Source organism: Micrococcus sp. PSi08, assembly GCF_054960655.1.
Map to the genome: position 1 here is coordinate 17,239 of NZ_JBHNYP010000028.1, position 16,534 is coordinate 33,772.

At 74.7% G+C, this 16,534-nt stretch carries 14 protein-coding genes, 1 tRNA gene and 1 pseudogene; 9 read left to right on the top strand and 7 right to left on the bottom strand.

Annotation, left to right across the window (positions count from 1 at the left end):
- Positions 1-25: 25 nt before the first annotated feature.
- The 3 genes and pseudogenes from ACFI33_RS09905 to ACFI33_RS09915 form a co-directional block, all read right to left on the bottom strand.
- Complete coding sequence (locus ACFI33_RS09905) at positions 26-235, bottom strand: hypothetical protein (RefSeq protein WP_127435197.1); 210 nt, start codon at positions 233-235, stop codon at positions 26-28.
- A 21-nt stretch (positions 236-256) separates the two neighbouring features.
- On the bottom strand, positions 257-385 hold the full coding sequence (locus tag ACFI33_RS09910) for a putative transporter small subunit (RefSeq protein ID WP_036383231.1): 129 nt from the start codon (positions 383-385) through the stop codon (positions 257-259).
- A gap of 34 nt (positions 386-419) precedes the next feature.
- A pseudogene (locus tag ACFI33_RS09915) lies at positions 420-1,959 on the bottom strand (sodium:solute symporter family transporter).
- Positions 1,960-2,310: 351 nt separating this feature from the next.
- Here ACFI33_RS09915 and ACFI33_RS09920 point away from each other — a divergent pair.
- From ACFI33_RS09920 to ACFI33_RS09935, 4 genes are all read left to right on the top strand, one after another.
- Positions 2,311-2,721, top strand: coding sequence for a VanZ family protein (locus ACFI33_RS09920; protein WP_127435198.1), 411 nt, complete (start codon positions 2,311-2,313; stop codon positions 2,719-2,721).
- Positions 2,722-2,755: 34 nt separating this feature from the next.
- A tRNA-Ala gene (locus ACFI33_RS09925) sits at positions 2,756-2,828 on the top strand.
- A gap of 246 nt (positions 2,829-3,074) precedes the next feature.
- Positions 3,075-4,202, top strand: a complete 1,128-nt coding sequence (locus ACFI33_RS09930; protein WP_366365085.1) for a glycosyltransferase — start codon at positions 3,075-3,077, stop codon at positions 4,200-4,202.
- Positions 4,202-5,293, top strand: a complete 1,092-nt coding sequence (locus tag ACFI33_RS09935; protein WP_462623978.1) for a glycosyl transferase — start codon at positions 4,202-4,204, stop codon at positions 5,291-5,293. Before ACFI33_RS09930 ends, ACFI33_RS09935 begins: the two co-directional genes overlap by 1 nt.
- Positions 5,294-5,321: 28 nt before the next feature.
- Here ACFI33_RS09935 and ACFI33_RS09940 read toward each other — a convergent pair whose 3' ends face one another.
- Positions 5,322-7,316, bottom strand: coding sequence for a glycosyltransferase (locus tag ACFI33_RS09940; protein ID WP_158184013.1), 1,995 nt, complete (start codon positions 7,314-7,316; stop codon positions 5,322-5,324).
- Positions 7,317-7,480: 164 nt separating this feature from the next.
- Here ACFI33_RS09940 and ACFI33_RS09945 point away from each other — a divergent pair, with 164 nt between their 5' ends.
- From ACFI33_RS09945 to ACFI33_RS09960, 4 genes are all read left to right on the top strand, one after another.
- Positions 7,481-8,593, top strand: a complete 1,113-nt coding sequence (locus tag ACFI33_RS09945) for a glycosyltransferase family protein (protein WP_127445993.1) — start codon at positions 7,481-7,483, stop codon at positions 8,591-8,593.
- The gene (locus tag ACFI33_RS09950) at positions 8,590-9,969 is read left to right on the top strand and encodes a glycosyltransferase (RefSeq protein ID WP_336647145.1); all 1,380 of its coding nucleotides are present in this window, start codon (positions 8,590-8,592) and stop codon (positions 9,967-9,969) included. The genes ACFI33_RS09945 and ACFI33_RS09950 overlap by 4 nt, the downstream gene beginning before the upstream one ends.
- Positions 9,970-10,152: 183 nt before the next feature.
- Positions 10,153-11,106, top strand: a complete 954-nt coding sequence (locus ACFI33_RS09955) for a WcbI family polysaccharide biosynthesis putative acetyltransferase (RefSeq protein ID WP_336647144.1) — start codon at positions 10,153-10,155, stop codon at positions 11,104-11,106.
- Positions 11,107-11,218: 112 nt separating this feature from the next.
- Positions 11,219-12,400, top strand: a complete 1,182-nt coding sequence (locus ACFI33_RS09960) for an NAD(P)/FAD-dependent oxidoreductase (RefSeq protein ID WP_101965916.1) — start codon at positions 11,219-11,221, stop codon at positions 12,398-12,400.
- A 170-nt stretch (positions 12,401-12,570) separates the two neighbouring features.
- Here ACFI33_RS09960 and ACFI33_RS09965 read toward each other — a convergent pair whose 3' ends face one another.
- Together ACFI33_RS09965 and ACFI33_RS09970 are read right to left on the bottom strand one after the other, a co-directional pair.
- A complete protein-coding gene (locus ACFI33_RS09965; RefSeq protein ID WP_136940264.1) occupies positions 12,571-13,332 on the bottom strand; it encodes an OBAP family protein in 762 nt (253 codons plus the stop codon).
- Positions 13,333-13,423: 91 nt separating this feature from the next.
- The gene (locus ACFI33_RS09970) at positions 13,424-15,007 is read right to left on the bottom strand and encodes an alkaline phosphatase D family protein (RefSeq protein ID WP_020624893.1); all 1,584 of its coding nucleotides are present in this window, start codon (positions 15,005-15,007) and stop codon (positions 13,424-13,426) included.
- A gap of 236 nt (positions 15,008-15,243) precedes the next feature.
- Between ACFI33_RS09970 and ACFI33_RS09975 the strand changes: the two genes are divergently transcribed.
- Entirely contained in the window at positions 15,244-15,519 is a 276-nt protein-coding gene (locus ACFI33_RS09975) for a DUF1540 domain-containing protein (protein WP_020624892.1), read from the top strand.
- A 9-nt stretch (positions 15,520-15,528) separates the two neighbouring features.
- Here the strand turns inward: ACFI33_RS09975 and ACFI33_RS09980 are convergent, their stop codons facing one another.
- Positions 15,529-16,356: a hypothetical protein gene (locus tag ACFI33_RS09980; RefSeq protein WP_336647143.1), complete on the bottom strand. Its 828-nt coding sequence runs from the start codon at positions 16,354-16,356 to the stop codon at positions 15,529-15,531.
- Between the last annotated feature and the right edge of the window lie 178 nt (positions 16,357-16,534).

Below are 16,534 nucleotides of genomic sequence, written 5' to 3' on the forward strand. Positions count from 1 at the left end.
GCGGTCGGGCAGGGGATCGAGCGGGTCAGGCCCCCTCGACGACGGCGCCGCCGGTGCGGCCCGTCTCGAGGTGGGCCTGACGCTCCCGCACGCCGCTGTACAGGGCGACGAACAGCAGCGCGAGACCGGCGGTCACGAGCATGCGCCCGAGCCCGGCGATGCCCGGGATGGCGGCCGAGGTCTCGGCGGGGGTCAGGCGGACGACCGCGTCGAGGGCGAGGACCACCAGGGTCACGGGCCGCCCCCGGCGGAGGCCTCAGATGATCGAGCGGCCCTCCCGACGGGCCGCGGCCCAGTCGGCGACGAAGCCGCGGGCGATCGAGACGAGGACGGCCAGCACGAGGACGGGCCACATCAGGACGTACAGGGTCAGACCGACGGTCATGCGGATGCTCCTTGCGAGTCGGGGGACGGGGGGATCAGGACGCGGGGGCCGAGGTGCGCTCGACCTGCGGCAGGTCCTCGGTCGCGGGGTCGAAGTCGCCGGTCACGCGCGCGATCCGGTCGAAGTCGAAGTCCCGGCCGGAGCGGACGGACAGCCCCCAGCACACGAGGAAGGACACGGCGTAGGCCACGAGCGAGCCCGTGAGGGTGGCGTAGTCCCGCAGGAAGCCGTAGCCGAGGAACAGCATCACGACCGAGGCGATCGCGCCGACCACGACCGCCGGACGCAGGCCGAAGAAGCCGAAGCACATGATGCCCAGCACGACGCCCACGCCGAGGATCGCGAGGGTCTCCACCACGAACGCCCAGGCTCCCTCGATCGGGATCCACTCGAAGCGCACGGGCAGGAACACGGCCAGCGCGGCGAGCACGGACACCGTGAACGCGACGTTGGTGATCCTGCCCCAGTAGAAGGACGCGATCACGGGGAACACGAGGCAGCCCCACAGGGCGCCCACGAAGACCAGCAGGTCGAGGATGTCGAACTTGGCGGTGGCGAAGTACAGGGCCGCCGCCGTCGCCACGATCATGGTGATGCGGCCGATCAGCAGCATGGTCTTCGGGTCGGCGTTCTTGCGGCCGACCGACTGGCCGTAGACGTCCGTCATCACGATCGACGAGAGGGCGGACAGGTCCGAGTCGGCGGTGGAGGACAGCGAGCCGATGATCATCAGGAACGCCAGGGCCACGAGCGCCAGCGGCAGGTGGTCGGCGACCATCTGCGGCAGGAGGTTGTTGACGTCGCCGTCGAGCGGCTCGACGCCCAGGTAGAGCGCCATGACGCCGAGCATGCCGACGCCGATCACGGTGCCGCCGTAGCCGAGGGTGGCCGTGATGAAGGTGGGCTTGATGAGGTCCTCACGCACGGCGAAGAGGCGCTGGGCGATGGTCTGGTTGCCGATCGCGTAGGCCAGCACGGCGGCGATGTACGGCGCCCCCTGGTTCATGAACGCCTCGGAGGAGAAGAAGCTCTGCTGCTGGGCCGTGACGTGGCCGGCCTCGACGCCGGCCTGGAACATGCCCGGGCCGCCCGCGGCGAAGAACACGGCGGGGATGATGATGACGGTCGCGCCGAGCATGGCCATCACCTGGGCGAAGTCGGTGAGCACGGAGGCGCGGAAGCCGGACCACAGGGTGTACAGCAGCACGCCCGCGGCCACGATCAGGATGCCCGCGCCGAAGGACAGCGGGGACAGCAGGGAGATCAGGGCGCCGCCGGCGATGAAGTTGGAGGTCAGGGAGATGACGGAGCCGAGCACGGGAGACGCCGTACGTGTAGCCGGCGGTCACGGAGGCGTACATGGAGGCGGCCCAGATCCAGGTGGCCGTCATGGAGGCGGCGGACACGCCGAAGCCGATCCGGTTGCCCGCCGTCATGTAGGCGTCGGCGTTCTCCTTCTTCTTGGAGATGGCCACGGACATGATCATGGTCCCGCCGTAGAACAGCACGACGAGCAGGATCACCCCGATCACGCCGAGCTGGGTCAGGGATGCTGCGTCCTGGGAGGGCGGCATCGAACTTCCTTTCGCGCGAGTGACTACGGACGTCCCGATCTCCCGGCGCGGTCCGGTCCGGGCATGGCTCCGCAGGGCGGAGGGTGGCGTACCGATCACGTCGCGGCCAGGGGCCGGGGAGGTGGAGGGCATCCCGCCGGGTCCCGAGTCCACGAACGGCGAGCTCTCTGCTCAAGCCATCGCGGTCCCTCGGCCCTGGGCGGCGCTGTCAACACCGGCATCCTGGCGGAACGAGCCCACCCGGATGGCGCGATCATCACATGGTCGGCGCAGAAATGGCAAAAACATAGAGCCCTTTCAGCAGGGTGGGGACCATGAGTGCCCGGCGCAGAAGCCGGACAGAATGGGCGGATGACCGTTCCTTCCGGCTCCCCGGCCGCTTCCTCCGCCCCCGCTTCCCCACGACGGCGCCGCGCCCTGGCGGCGGCGCTGGCCGTCGCCGTCGTGGTGCAGCTGGTGGTGCTGTACCTGCCGGGCGAGCAGGTGCCGGAGGCCGGGTTCGCCGTGCCCGGACTGGACAAGGCGATCCACGCGGCCGTGTTCGCGCTGCCCGCGTTCCTCGCCGTCGCGCGGGGGCAGAGTGGGTGGTGGGCCCTGCCGTTCGCGGTGCACGCGCCGGTGAGCGAGCTCGTGCAGCACGCGTGGGTGCCGCTGCGGACGGGGGACCCGGTGGATGTCGTCGCGGATCTGGCGGGTGTGGTGCTCGGCGTGGTCGCCGCGCGGCGTCGCCGGATTGGAGGATCGGGGGCGTCGGGCGTATGATGGTCCGGTGCACTCCCGCGGGAGGGCATGACCTGGGGCTATAGCTCAGTTGGTAGAGCGTTTCGTTCGCAATGAAAAGGTCAGGGGTTCAATTCCCCTTAGCTCCACGGACCGTCCCGGTCCGCGATCCTCGAGGTCGCGGGCCGGGACTTTCTCGTGACGGGGGCGTGAGCGCCTGCCCTGCCCTCACCCCCGGGAGGGGGGCCGGCGCTTCCGGGGGGACCCCCCGGGTGTCTACAGTGCCGGGGTACGTCAGCGCGGACGTGATGCGGTCGTGTCACCGCAGGTCAGTCGCGCTTCTGCCGCCCCGCACGGGGCCGTTCGGCCCGGCCCGGGCCGGGAAGGGGACGCCGATGCGCATCAGCGTGCTCACCCACATGCTCCACCCCATCCGTTCGCCCTACGAGGGCGGGCTGGAGATGCACACGGCCATGACCGTGGAGCACCTCGTGCGCCGGGGCCACGACGTCACCGTCTACGCGCGGGAGGGCACCCGGCTGCCGGGCGACGTCGTCGCCGTGCTGCCCGCCGAGGGCGCCGGCCCGGGCCGCGCGGGCACCCGCGTGCGCGAGGCGGCCGCCCGCCGGGCCTGCGCGCTGATCCTCGACGACGACTCCGACGCCGTCCTGAACAACTCCCTCTCCCCGGCGCCGCTCGAGCTGCTGCGCGCCCGCCCCCTGGTCACCGTCCTGCACACGCCGGCCACGCTGGCGGAGGTGCTGGCCGTCGTCGACGCCCCGGGCTGGACGGCTCCCGACCACCACCGGTGGGCCTCGGTGTCCGCGTCGAACGCGCTGGCCTGGCAGCACCGGCTGCCGCGCGTGGACGTGGTGCCCAACGGGATCGAGCTGCACCACTGGGTCTCCGACGCCGTCCCCGTGCGCGGCCGCGCCGTGTGGTCGGGCCGGATCACGGCGGAGAAGGGCCTGCACGTGGCGATCGACGCCGCCCGGATCGCGGGCATGGAGCTGCACTTCGCCGGGCCGATCTCGGACGAGGAATACCACGCCCGCGAGGTCGTGCCGCGGCTCGGCCCGGACACCGTCTACCACGGCCACCTCGACCATCACGCGCTGCCGCACATGCTGGCCACGGGCGAGGTCTTCCTGGCCACCCCCCTGTGGGCCGAGCCGTTCGGGCTCGCCGTGGTCGAGGCCATGGCGCTCGGCGTGCCGGTGGCCGCGCTGCTCAGCGGCGCGATGGGGGAGATCGTCGCCCCGCAGGCCGGCGCACTGGCCGTGCACCACACGGCGCAGGAGCTCGCGGTCTCGATCCGTCACGCCCGCCGCAAGGACCGGGGACGCGTGCGCGCGTGGGCCTGCCGGTTCAGCGCGGAGACCATGGTGGAGGGCTACGTGGACCTGCTCGAGCAGGCCGCCGAGGACGCCCGTGACCTCGCCGCCGCCGAGGACGCGTATGGGTTCGACCCGCAGGGGGTCCCGCGCCCGTCCGCCGATGCGGCGGACCTGGAGTCCCTCTGATGGCTCCGGCCCGCAGGCGGGTCCTCTACTACGCCCACCAGCACGGGGCGGGGCACCTGCGGCACGCCGCCGGCCTGGCGTCGACCGGGGCGTTCGACGTGACGGTCGTGACCGCCCATCCCCGGGCGGCCGAACTGCTGCCCGCGGACGTCCCCGTCATCCCGCTGCCCTCGGACCTCGTGCCCGGCCACCAGCAGCCGGCCCGCTCACCCCTGCACTGGTCCCCGGTGGGGCCCGAGATCCGGGCGCGCTTCGACGCCCTCCACGCGGCGGCGCAACGGGTGGACCCGGACGTGTGCGTGGTGGACGTGTCCGTGGAGGCCGCCCTGTTCCTGCGCCTGGCGGGCTGGCCCGTGCTGCACCGCCGCATGCACGGCGAGCGCACCGACCCCGCGCACGCCCTCGTCTATGCCGAGGCCGACGGCCTCTTCGCCCACTACGCCGCCGAGCTCGAGGTCCCCGCCTGGCGCGCCGTCCACGCGGACCGGGTCACCTACCTCGGGGTCGCGGACGTCACCGGCCGGCTCGGCACCCGCGCCACGACGACGGCGTCCGCGGGCGGCGCCCCGCGCGTCGCCGTGATCGCCGGGACAGGCGGCGGCGGGGTGCGGGCCGCGGACCTGGCCCGGGCGGCATCCGCCGTGCCGGAGGCGACGTGGGAGGTGTACGGCCCGATCGCCGGGGTGGGCGATCCGGAGGCGCCGGGCGGGCTCGCGGTGGAGGCGATGCCCGCCACCGTGACGCTGCACGGCTGGGTCCAGGCGCCGGCCCGCCGGGCCGCGGACGCCGACGTCGTGGTGGTCTCGGCCGGGCACAACGCCGTGGTGGACGCCGCCCGCTCCGGCCGCCCTGTGGTGCTCGCCCCCGAGCCGCGGCCGTTCGACGAGCAGCGCGTGTTCGTCCGCGAGATCCACCGGGCCGCGGGTGTGCCGTGGTGCGCGTGGGAGGACCCGGACGCGGACTGGGCCGGCGCGGTGCGCGGCGCCCTCGCGGACCCGGCCGCCGCCGACCGGCTCGCGGGCCTGCTGCTCGTGGCGCCGGGCGAGTACCGGCGGCGCTGGGAGGCGGCGATCGAGGGTGCCCTGGGCTGAGTCCGGCACGCCCCCGGCGCATCGCCCCTCAGTACGCGGCGTCGTCGCGGCGGGCGGCCGTCAGCTCCGCCTCCGTGGGGTGACGCAGCAGCTCGAGCCGCTCGCCCTCGGGGTCCCACGCGATCAGCCCCGCGTCCGCGAACGCGCGTAGCCACCCCTCCATGGCCCATCGGCCGTGCACCTGCCGGAAGCGGCGGGCGTTGACCAGGATGTCCTCGAGGTGGTGCAGCGGCGGGGTCATCACGCCGTGGTGCTGGTGGAACGCCTCGGCGGGGCTGAACCGCAGCGTCAGGCCGGCGGCTCGGGCGCGGAAGGCCAGGTCCGTGTCCTCGGCGCCGTAGCCGGTGAAGCCCGCGTCGAAACCGCCGATGCGGGCCAGGTCCGCGCGCCGCAGCGCCAGGATCAGCGTCCACACGAGGTGCCACTCGTCCGAGGGCCCGGCGGTCAGGTGCGCGCGCGCCCGGTGGGGCACGGAGAGGCGGCGCAGCAGGGCGTCCGCGCGGTGCGAGGTCAGGTCGGCCTCCCCGACGTCGCGGACCCAGCCCGGCCGCAGGTAGCGGGGCCGGCCCATCACCACGGACCCGGGGTGGGCCGCGACCTCGGTGGCCAGCACGCCGACGGTCTCGGCCGCCGGGATGCAGTCCACGTCGAGGAAGACGAGGATCTCGCCGGTGGCGAGCTCGGCCGCGCGGTTGCGGGCCTGCGCCAGGGGCAGCCCGGCGTCGGCGGCCACGTGCCCCACGGTGACGGGCAGGTCCGTGGCCGGGACGCGCCCGTCCGGCTGGCCCATGAACACCACGACCACCTGGTCCGGGCGGCGGTGAGAGCGCTCCAGCCCGGCGATCGCGCGGGCCAGGTGCTCGTCCCGGTGCCCCGTGATGACCAGCACCGACACGCTCGGCAGCGCCCCGCGCGCCCGGGCGAGGGCCTCGCGGTAGACCGCCACGTGGGCGGCCGCCACGCGACGGCGCTGCCGGGCCCGGGCGGCCGGGTCGGCGGGGGCCGTGCGCGCGCGGGCGCGCACCAGCGTCTCGAGCGCGTCGGCGAGGGAGTCGGGATCCTCCGGGTCGAACGCGGCGAGCGAGTCGGGGGTCAACCAGGCGCCGGACTGGTCCGCGATGTGCCCGATGTCCGCGACGGCCACCGGCACCCCCAGGTCCCGGCACATCTCCACCCAGCCCGAGTGGGTGCCGATGCGGTACGGCAGCACGGACACGTCCACGTCGCGCAGCAGCGCGTGCAGGGCGGGGTCGTCGAGCCGGTCGTGCTGCCACAGCTCGAAGCCGTGGTGGGCGCAGCCTGCGCGCAGCGCGGCCAGGGCGTCCTCGTCCTGCACGGTGTCCTGGACCTCCACGGTCACCCGCGCGTCGACACCGCGCTCGGCCAGCGTCCCGACGGCGGCGGCGAGCACCGGCAGCAGCGCCACCGGGGCCACCTGGGCCCGCAGGTCCTTGGCGTGCACCAGCAGGCGGGCGGGGACGGGCGCGCCGTCGCCGTCGTCGGACGCGTCGGGGGGCAGCAGGCCGGGGGCGTCGTCGTCGCCCTGCGCCACGAGGTCCTCGAGCGGGACGATGTGCGGGTGGGGGACCACGAGGGCGCGCACGCCGTAGTCGCGGGCGAGGGTCGCCGCGGCGCCGGGGGTGAGCGTGAGCACGGCGTCCGCGCGGCCCAGCAGCACGGCCAGGCGGTCCCGGTGGGGGCCCTGGTCCGTCAGGTGCGGGTTCTCGAGGTCGTGCACGGTCACGACGACGGCGCCCCCGTGCGCGTGCTGCGCGTCCAGGGCGGCGGCCAGCTGGGCGGGGCTGAAGTGCTCGAAGCCGAAGTGCACGTGCAGCACGTCCGGGCGGTGCTCGGCCAGCCACTCCGCGCGCAGGGCCCGGGGCGGCCACCACTGGTGCGCGGGCGCGCCCGGCACCGGCGGGTCCGGCAGGAACTCCACGTCCGGCGCGGCGCCCGGGTCGAGGGGGCGGATCGCGCGGGTGTACGGGTGCTGCGCGGGCACGTGCTGGACGGTGATGCTCACGGGGGAGGGCCTCCTGACCTGGGGATGCGATGCCGCGCGGGCGGCGTGTCCCCGTCCCGGGTCGGGGGTCGCGGAATCTAGTCTGTCAGGGCAGGATCGGAGAATCGGAGCAGCGGCATCCTGTCCGTTCCGGCGCGCCGCCGCGTCGAGGAGCGCCGCCGCAGGTGAAGGGGATCGTGGACGTGGACTCGCAGCCGCAGGGACGTGTGCTGTACGTGACCGTGGGCGCGCCGGAGCACGGCGTGGTGCGCCATGGCCGGCAGATCGCCGCCGCCCTCCGGAGGGTGGGCGCCGAGGTGGAGCTGCTCAGGGCGGAGGACGTCGCGGCGTTCCGGGGCCTCGTGCCCCTGCTGGAGGAGGCGCGGGCGCTGGGCGCCGCCGTGCACCTGGACGTCACGGACGCACTGTTCGGCCCCACCGCGACCGCCGCCGCGGACCTGCTCGTCGACGTCCTGCCCGCAGGCACCACGCTCACCCTGCACGACATCCCGCAGCCCGCTGAGGGCGACGGCCGCTACCGCCGCCGCGGCGAGGCGTACGCGCGGCTCGCCCAGACGGTGGCCGGCGTCGTGGTCTCCTCCCAGCACGAACGGGCGCTGCTGGCGGACCTCGTGGACGTGGCCGCGGACGTGGTCCCGCTGCCCGTGGAGGACCGCCGGGCCGCGGCCGCCCGTGCCGAACCGGTGGTGCCGGAGAGCATGGCCGGCCTCGACCGGGACCTCGTGCTCTTCGGCTTCGTCTACCCGGGCAAGGGGCACGCCCTCGCCCTGGAGGCCCTCACCGAGCTGCACCGCCAGTGGGGCCCGGACTCCGGGGCGCCGCGCCGGCTGACGGCGCTCGGACCCGTCAGCATCGGGCATGACGACCTCGTGGCGGAGCTGACCCGCGACGCCGAGGCGCGCGGCCTGGAGTTCCGCGTCACCGGGTTCGTGCCGGACGAGTTCGCGGACGCGGCCCTGCTCTCGGCGGGCATCCCGTTCGCGGCGCACCGCAACGTGTCCGCGTCCGGGTCCCTGGCGGCGTGGACCTCGGTGGGGCGGCGGGCGATCGCCTCCGCGGGCCGCTACACGGAGGAGATGGAGCGCCTGCGCCCGGGCACCCTGCGGCTCGTGCACCCGAACGGGTCGCCGGCCTTCGCGCTGGCCGAGGCGATCGCCGAGGCGGTCGAGGACCCCGAGCGCACGTGGCTCGACCCCGCCGTGGACCTCTCGCCCGGGGCCGAGGACTGCGCGCGGATGCTCTTCGACGTGCTCCGCCGCGTGCACAGGTGGACGTGAGCGCTGCCGTCTCCGTGGTGGTGCCCTACTACCGGGCCCAGGCGGACCTCGACCGGCTCACGGCCGCGCTCGCGGCCCAGCGCGGCCTGACCGGCGGGCTGCAGCTCGTGGTGGCCGACGACGGCTCGCCCGTCCCGCCCCGGGTGGACCCGGGCCTGCCGTTCGACGTGGTGACCGTGCGCCAGCCGGACCGCGGGTTCCGCGCCTCGGCGGCCCGGGCGCTCGGGGCGGAGGCGGCCGACGGCGACGTGCTCGCCTTCCTCGACGGGGACATGCTCCCCGAGCCCGGGTACCTCGCCGCGGCGCTGGCGGCGGTGGCCGAGGCGCCCCGGGACGCCGCGGTGGTGGGCCGGCGGCGCCACCTGGCCGAGGCCTGGCTGGAACGGGCCTGGGCGCACGGATGGCGGCCCGGGGACGAGGTGCCGGAGAGCTCCCGCCTGGCCGAGCCGGCCTGGCTGGGTGACGGGTACCGCGCCACGGACGACCTGCGCCGCGCCGACTCCACCGGCTACCGGTACGTCATCTCGGCCGTGCTCACGGTGGCGCGCGAGATCTACGAGGACGCCGGCGGCTTCGACCCCGCCTTCGTGGGCTACGGCGGGGAGGACTGGGAGCTGGCGCACCGGCTGTGGCGCGTGGGGGCGGCCCTGCGCCACGCGCCGGACGCCGTGGCGTGGCAGGCCGGCGCCGACTTCGGCGGACGCGGCGACGCCGCCGAGGCCGCCCGGGTGAAGGCCCGGGAGGCGCTCGTGCTGGCCTCCCGCATCCCCGCGACGACGGCCCGCGGCCACGGCCTGTCCCTGGTCGGCCCGCTGCGGGTCGAGGCGCGCGTGCGGGTGCCGGAGGGTGCGGACGGCGCGGCGGCGGCCGTGGTGGCGGTGGACGCCGTGCTGCGCGCGGCACCGGGGGCGCGGGTCGGCGTCGTGGGCGGCCTCGACGAGGCGGCGGCGCGCGCGCTCGGCGACCCCCGCGTGCGGCTGCTGGGCGAGCCCGACGGCGGCGCGGCGGCGTCCCAGGACCTGCCGCCGACGCCGGCGCGCGGCGACCTCGACGCCGTCCGGTCGGTGCCCGACTGGTCCGTGGACGTGCACGTGCCGCTGCGGCCCGCCGCGGCCGGAGCCCGGCCTGACGCGGACGCCGTCGCCGCGTGGCTGCTGCGCCTGGAACGGGCCGGCGTCGAGCGCGTGGAGGTGCTGGGCGAGCCGGCCGAGCCGGGCGAGCGGGCCGTGCTCGCCGTGCTGACGTGTGCGCGGGCGCGGTGGCGGCACCGGCGGGGCGGGACGGCGCGGGTGTGGCGGGTGCCCGCCTCCCGGCTGGGCTGGGCGCCCGTGGCCACCGTGCCGGACCTCGAGGCGTGGTGGGGCGGCTGGGGCTGAGCGGGCCGGTGCCCGCGGGGCGGGGCTGGCACAATCGCGGACAGGACGGAACACGGGAGGACCGATGAGCGAGCTGGACGAACTGGACTTCGCGGCGCTCGCCGCGTTCCTGGCCTGGTGGTTCGGGACGGCGGGCGTCGGCTGGATCCGGCGCGTGGACGGCTGAGGAGAGAGGACGCACGGATGCAGTGGGATGAGGGACGACGCCGGCACTACGGGCACTTCTACGGGCTCGAGGACCTGCCCGAGGGTGACCTGCTGCTGGTGTGGGGCAACTGCCAGGGCGAGTCGTATCGGCGGCTGCTCGGCGGGGAGCCCGGCACACCGCTGCACGGGGCGGACCTGGTGAGCGTCCGCGTGCCGCCCGCCTTCGAGGCCCAGCCGGACGAGGTCGAGCACCTGGAGCGGCTGCTGCCCCGCGTGAAGGCGCTCGTCACCCAGCCGATCCCGCACGACTACCGGGGCATGCCCATCGGCACGGACCAGCTCGTGGCCCGGCTGCCCGAGGACGCCGCCGTGGTGCGGATCCCCGTGGTGTACGACGTCTCGCGCTTCCCCTGGCAGGTCACCCTCCGCAACTGGAAGTTCGCGCCCGGGGCGGCCGAGCGGCCGGGGGAGGACCCGCCCGTCGTGCCGTACCACGACCTGCGCGTGCTGGCCGAGGCGGCGACGGGCCGTCGTCGGGAGGTGGCGCCGGCGGCGATCCGTGAGGCCGCCGCCGCGTCCGTGCAGGCGCTGCGGGCGCGGGAGGAGGCGAAGGGGACGCTGTCCATGGCGGACCTCGTGGCGGCGGAGCGGGGCGTCGGCTTCTACACCGTGAACCACCCGACCAACACGCTGCTGACCCGCGTGGCCGAGCGCGTGGCCGGGCACCTGCCGGGCGACGTCGCCGTCCAGCCCGTGCCCGCCTCCCGCGTGCTCCTCGGCGGGGTGCGCGCGCCCCTCGAGGCGGTCGTGGTGGAGGCCCTCGACCTCGACGCCGAGCCGACCGAGGACTGGACCGTGGCCGGACAGACCGTCCCGGCCGAGCAGCTGCGACAGACCCACCTGGACTGGTACGCGCAGAACCCGCAGGCCGTGGAGGCCGGGATGCGCAAGTACGCAGACCAGCTGCGGCTGCTGGGCCTTACGGGCTAGCGCCGGCCCCGGCCACCAGTGGAGGATGGGCGGCACGTCCCGTCTGCCGCGGAGCACGTCTGCGGGGGCGGCCGTACCGTTCCTTTGACCCCGTCACCCCACGGAGGACCACGTGACCGAGCAGTACGACATCCTGATCGTCGGCGGCGGCAACGCCGGCGTGTCCTTGGCCGCCGCACTGCGGCGGAAGCGGCAGGGTCGGGTCGCCATCGCCGACGGCCACCAGCTGCACCGCTACCGGCCGATGCTGAACTACGCGGCGGGCGGGCAGGCGGACATGGCCCGGTTCGAACGGCCGATGCGGGCCGTCATCCCGGACGGGGTCGAATGGATCCCGGACCACGTCGTGGCCGTGGACGCCGAGGAACGGACCGCGGTGACGAGCACCGGGCTGACCGTGGGCTTCCGCCACCTCGTGCTCTGCCCGGGGCTGACCCCGTGGTGGGGTGCGATCGACGGGCTGCGTGAGGCCTACGCCGCCGGATGGGCGGCGAGTGCGCACGTGCCCGAGCACGTGGACGCCGCCCGGGCGCTGCTGTCGCGTGTGGCCGCGGGGGACCGTGTGGTGGCGAATGTACCGGCTGAGCCCTCCTCGTGCGGCGGCACCGTGCTCAAGGCGCTGTTCCTGGCCTGCGCGGCATGGGAGCGCACGGGGATCCTGCCGGACGTGGACGTCCGCCTGGTGACCCCGTACGGCCGGATCCTGGACCGGCAGACCATCGACCCCGCTCTGGCCGAGGCCGTGGCGAGGTACGGCATCCATGTGCACGCCGGCGCAGAGGTGAACGCCGTGGACCACGAGGCCCGCGAGGTGGTGCTCAACACCGGTGAGCGGATCACCGACGTCGCGGCCGCGTACATCACGCCCGTGGTGCGGGCCCCGGAGTTCATCGCCGAGGCAGGCCTGGCGGACGACGGCGAGGCCGGCCTGGCGGCCGTGGATCCCGCGACCCTGCGGCATCCCGTGCACCCGCACGTGTGGGCGCTGGGCGACGCCGCCGCCCTGGGCACACGGCCCTCCGGCGGTGCCCTGCGCCGGCAGGTCAAGATCCTGGCCCAGAACATCCAGGCCGCGGACGCGGGGAAGCCGCTCCAGAAGTACGACGGCTACACCGTGATCCCCGTGATGGTCAGCCGGGACGAGCTGGTCCTGGACGAGCACGTCCGCGACGGCTCCGAGGACCGGTCGATCCCCGGCGTGGACCTGACGAAGCCGCGGAAGAGCACGGCGGCCTTCGACCGCCTCGGCCAGCCCCGGATCTACTGGCACCGACTGCTCAAGGGCAAGGTCTGAGCCCAGCGTTCTCGCTGCCGCGACCCGTGCGGCGGACGTGCTGTCCCACGCGGGGCGCCCCCACCCGATCCGGATGACGGCCCCGGCCCGCCGAGCGTTTTCGTTCGGGAAACGGCGGCATGTCGCACCGCTTTCGTTCGGGAAACGGCGCCCTGCCGACGACGCCGGCCTCAGTCGTCGCGGCCCCGCACCGGGCGCTCCTCGAGCGTGGTCTGCACGACCCGCCCGCGCTCCCAGCTGTTCGCGCCCGGCACCACGTCCGGGACCGGGATGTCCGCGCGGTGGCGCCGCTTGGCCGCGGTGTCCACGCCCACGCGCTCGTCGCGGGCGCGCAGGAGGGCCTCGTCCACCTGGCCGTCGCCGGTGAGGCCCATCATCAGCTGGGGGATGCCGTACGGGAAGTCGTCCCGGTCGTACTGCCAGGTGTGGAACGTCTTCCCGTAGGTGTGGATGAGGTCTTCGAAGTAACTGTGCTCGGCCAGCTCGGGCACCCCGGGGGCGGTGAGGGCGCCGGAGCTCACCTCGTAGTGGTGGCTGTGCCACAGGCGCCGCTCCTCGTCGGGGAGGCTGCGGAACCGCTCCTCGCTGACGATGTACTCGATGCCGATCAGCCGTGCGTCCGGCGCGTTGCGGTCGAAGATCACGCACTGGTGCAGGTCGTGGCGCAGGTGGATGCAGAAGTGGCTGGCTTCGACCTGCCGGCCGAGGTCGTCGGCGTAGAAGTGCAGTCCGTTGAGATAGGTGCTCATCGCGCCCATGGGGTACTTCGGCTGGACCAGGCCGGATGCCGCGTCCAGGAGGCGGTGCTTGAGCGGGTGACCCTTCCCGACGGCGGCCATGACGGCGATCTTGCGGGCTGCGGTGACGGCGGCCGCGGTGCCCAGTCCGGCGGCGAACCCGAGGGCGGTGGAGGACAGGCGATGGGTGCTCATGGCCCCACGCTAGGAGCGCGGGGCGGACTCGGCCAGGGTGGTGGGGCTGCCGGGTCTGCTCAGGAGGCGGGCCCGACGACGGCCCCTCGCCTCAGGCGATCCGGTGGAGCCGATGCTCGCCGTCGCCGACGCCGAAGACCGCGCGCGTGCGCACCGACGAGCCCAGCTCGCTCACGTAGTCGACCACGCGGAAGCGGGCCTCGAGCAGCTGGGCGGAGAGGTCCACGCGGAGGTAGCCGCGCAGGTCGTTGTTGAACTTGATGTGCGGGTTCCACGCGAGCGCGTCCGCGGCGGCGTCCGAGCCGTCGCCGCCCGAGGTGATCGACGTGGTGATGAGCTCGACGCCCACGGACTCCGAGGAGAGGTCGTTGAAGTCCTGCTTGATGTCCGAGGCGAAGGCCTCGTGGATGTCGCCGGTGAGCACCACCGGGTTGCGGACGCCCGCCGTGGTCCACGCGCTGACCACGCGGTCGCGCGAGGCGACGTAGCCGTCCCACGTGTCCATGTCGCCCCACAGGAGCGGGCCGGAGGTGCGGTCGTACTGCACGAACGGCACCTGCTGCGTGATGAGGTCCCAGCGGGCGACCGAGGTCTCGAAGCCCTCGCGCAGCCACGCCTCCTGGGCCGCGCCCGTGATGGTGCGCCGCGAGTCCCGTGCGTCGGCGTCGACGACCTTCACCAGGTCCAGGTTGGCCTGGTCCGAGCGGTACTGGCGCGTGTCCAGGAGGTGGAACGTGGCGAGGTCGCCCCAGTGGATGCGGCGGTAGAGCTGCATGTCGATGCCGCGGGGCACGGACGACGCGCGGAGCGGCATGTTCTCGTAGTACGCCTGGAACGCGGCGGCGCGGCGCGCGAGGAAGCTCGGGTCCCAGATCTCCGGGGTCTCGTCCGCCCAGTTGTTCTCGAGCTCGTGGTCGTCGAAGATCACGAGCCACGGGGCGGCGGCGTGCGCGTCCTGCAGGTGCGGGTCCGTCTTGTACTGCGCCATGCGGGCCCGGTACTGGGCGAGGGTGCGGGACTCCCCGTTCCTGTGGGCGCGCGGGACCCCCGAGGAGACCGGGTACCCGTACGGCATGATCTCGTAGTAGTAGTCCCCCAGGTGGACCATGAGGTCGGGACGCTCGGCGGCCATGTGGCCGTAGGCGGTGAAGTAGCCGTGCTCCCAGTTGGCGCACGAGGCGACCGTCATGGTGAGGCGGCTCGGGTTCGAGCCGCGGGCGGGCGCGGTGACCGTGCGGCCGACGCGCGAGAGGTGGCCCAGGGCGCGGAACCGGTAGAAGTACTCGGTGCCGGGGCGCAGACCGGTGAGCGTCACGTGCACCGCGTAGCCCTGCGCGCGGTCCGTGGTGACGGCGCCCGACCGGACGACCTTGCGGAAGCCCTCGTCCGTGGCCACCTGGTACTCCACCCGGAACGACTGGTCCGGCATGCCGCCGAGGCCGTCGAGCGCGAGGGGGTCCACGGCCAGGCGGGTCCACAGGACCACGCCGTCGGGCCACGGGTCGCCTGAGGCGACGCCGAGCGTGAACGGCGTGGGGCCGGTGGCTGCGTGGGCGGTGCCGGCCGGCGTGGACAGCAGTGCCGCGGAGGCGACGACGAGGCCCGCCCCGCCGAGGAGGGTGCGGCGGGAGACGGGGTGGGCGGCCGGGTGCGAGGGGTCAGTGTGCGAGGTCACCCGTGCAGGGTGGCAGGGGCGGGTGACGCGGACGTGACCGGGCGGTGACGGCGGGGTGGGGCGGCCGGCGGGCACGACGTCGGTCCATACGACACGCGACAATGCGCAAAATACATTTGCGCTAATCGCCTATCGACTAAGGCTAGCCCCTCTTGTGCTATTCGCGGGCGGGAGTAATCTCGATTCCAGCAGCACCGCCCCGGCCCGGGGCGGGCCCGAACCGGGAGGATCACGCCATGACCACCGCCGTCCGCACCTGCGCCGCCAGTGCCTGCGCCTTCAATGCCGAGACGTCCTGCAACGCCCTGGCCATCACCGTCGCCGGCTCCGACCGCACGCCCGGCTGCGGCACCTTCGTCCAGCTGGACGTCCGCCGCCCGGTGACCGAGGGCGCCTCGACCGTCGGTGCGTGCCACCGCCTCGAGTGCACGTACAACGCCGACCTCGCCTGCACCGCCGAGGGCATCGAGGTCACGGACGTGGCCACCTGCGCCACCTACACGATCGACTGACGCCGCCCCTCAGGGGTGGGCGACCCGCGCCGGGATCGCGTCCAGCAGTCGCCGCCAGGCGTGTCGGGGGCTGTGATCGAGCCGGCCCGCACCGGGCAGGGCCACGTGCACCGCTGTGGCCTCGCCGTCGCGGACGCGCAGCAGGGTCACTCCAGCTTCGTCCGCGTCGAGGGCGTGGGCGGGCGACTCGGGCAGGGGCCCGGTGCCGACCTGCAACGGGGTGCTCTCGCCCGGCAACAGGCCCAGGGCGACGGCGTCGGCCAGGTCCGCGAGCACCTCGGGGGCGGTGCCCAGCACGTCGTCCGCCAGGTCTGCGAGCTCGGCCTGGTCGACGAGTCCGTGCGACGCGAGCGGCAGGGTGTGGCGGCAGAACACGGCGACGCCGTCGACGTCGTGCAGCAGGATCCGCTGGGTCTCGACGACGCCCACGCGCACCCGCGGGCCGACGTCGTCCACGAGGTCCGCGACGCGGCCGCGCAGCCCCAGCTCCGCGACCTCGGCCGAGTCCCGGCACCAGCGCAGGGTGCCGAGTAGATGCACGGACGCCAGGCGGGTGGGGACCGTGAGGTCCAGGGCGTCGCGCAGGACGTCCACGCGCACGTCCAGCGGCGCGGGCGTGTGGAACGCGCCGAGCGAACCGAGGAGGTTGGGGACGTGGGCGGCCACGAGGCGGCCGTCCGCGCTCACACCGTGGACGGCCGTGGTGAGCGTCTCGCCGGCGCGGAAGGCCGTGACCTCGACGGAGCCCTCGCCGCGGAGCAGTCGCTGGGCCAGCAGCAGGCGACGGGGCGCCACGGGCGGCAGCGGATGAGCGGGGTGCGTGGAGGCGTGGGCCATGGGGGTCCTTCCGGCGGGGGTCCGAGAACCAGTAAGGCACACCTCAGTGAGATACGCAAGGAGAGTGTTGTGTATTTGTCGTACGCGGGGCGGTGGGGGCGTGTGGTGCTGGGCTACGGTGACGGGACTCACATGCCGTCGTCGAGGGAGCCAGCCGATCATGACCTTCCGCCCCACC

Bases quoted from the DNA above. Each gene is read 5' to 3' on its own strand.
- ACFI33_RS09935 (WP_462623978.1), top strand. From the start codon at position 4,202: ATGGCTCCGGCCCGCAGGCGGGTCCTCTACTACGCCCACCAGCACGGG.
- ACFI33_RS09975 (WP_020624892.1), top strand. From the start codon at position 15,244: ATGACCACCGCCGTCCGCACCTGCGCCGCCAGTGCCTGCGCCTTCAAT.
- ACFI33_RS09980 (WP_336647143.1), bottom strand. From the start codon at position 16,356: ATGGCCCACGCCTCCACGCACCCCGCTCATCCGCTGCCGCCCGTGGCG.
- ACFI33_RS09930 (WP_366365085.1), top strand. From the start codon at position 3,075: ATGCGCATCAGCGTGCTCACCCACATGCTCCACCCCATCCGTTCGCCC.
- ACFI33_RS09955 (WP_336647144.1), top strand. From the start codon at position 10,153: ATGCAGTGGGATGAGGGACGACGCCGGCACTACGGGCACTTCTACGGG.
- ACFI33_RS09910 (WP_036383231.1), bottom strand. From the start codon at position 385: ATGACCGTCGGTCTGACCCTGTACGTCCTGATGTGGCCCGTCCTCGTG.
- ACFI33_RS09920 (WP_127435198.1), top strand. From the start codon at position 2,311: ATGACCGTTCCTTCCGGCTCCCCGGCCGCTTCCTCCGCCCCCGCTTCC.
- ACFI33_RS09965 (WP_136940264.1), bottom strand. From the start codon at position 13,332: ATGAGCACCCATCGCCTGTCCTCCACCGCCCTCGGGTTCGCCGCCGGA.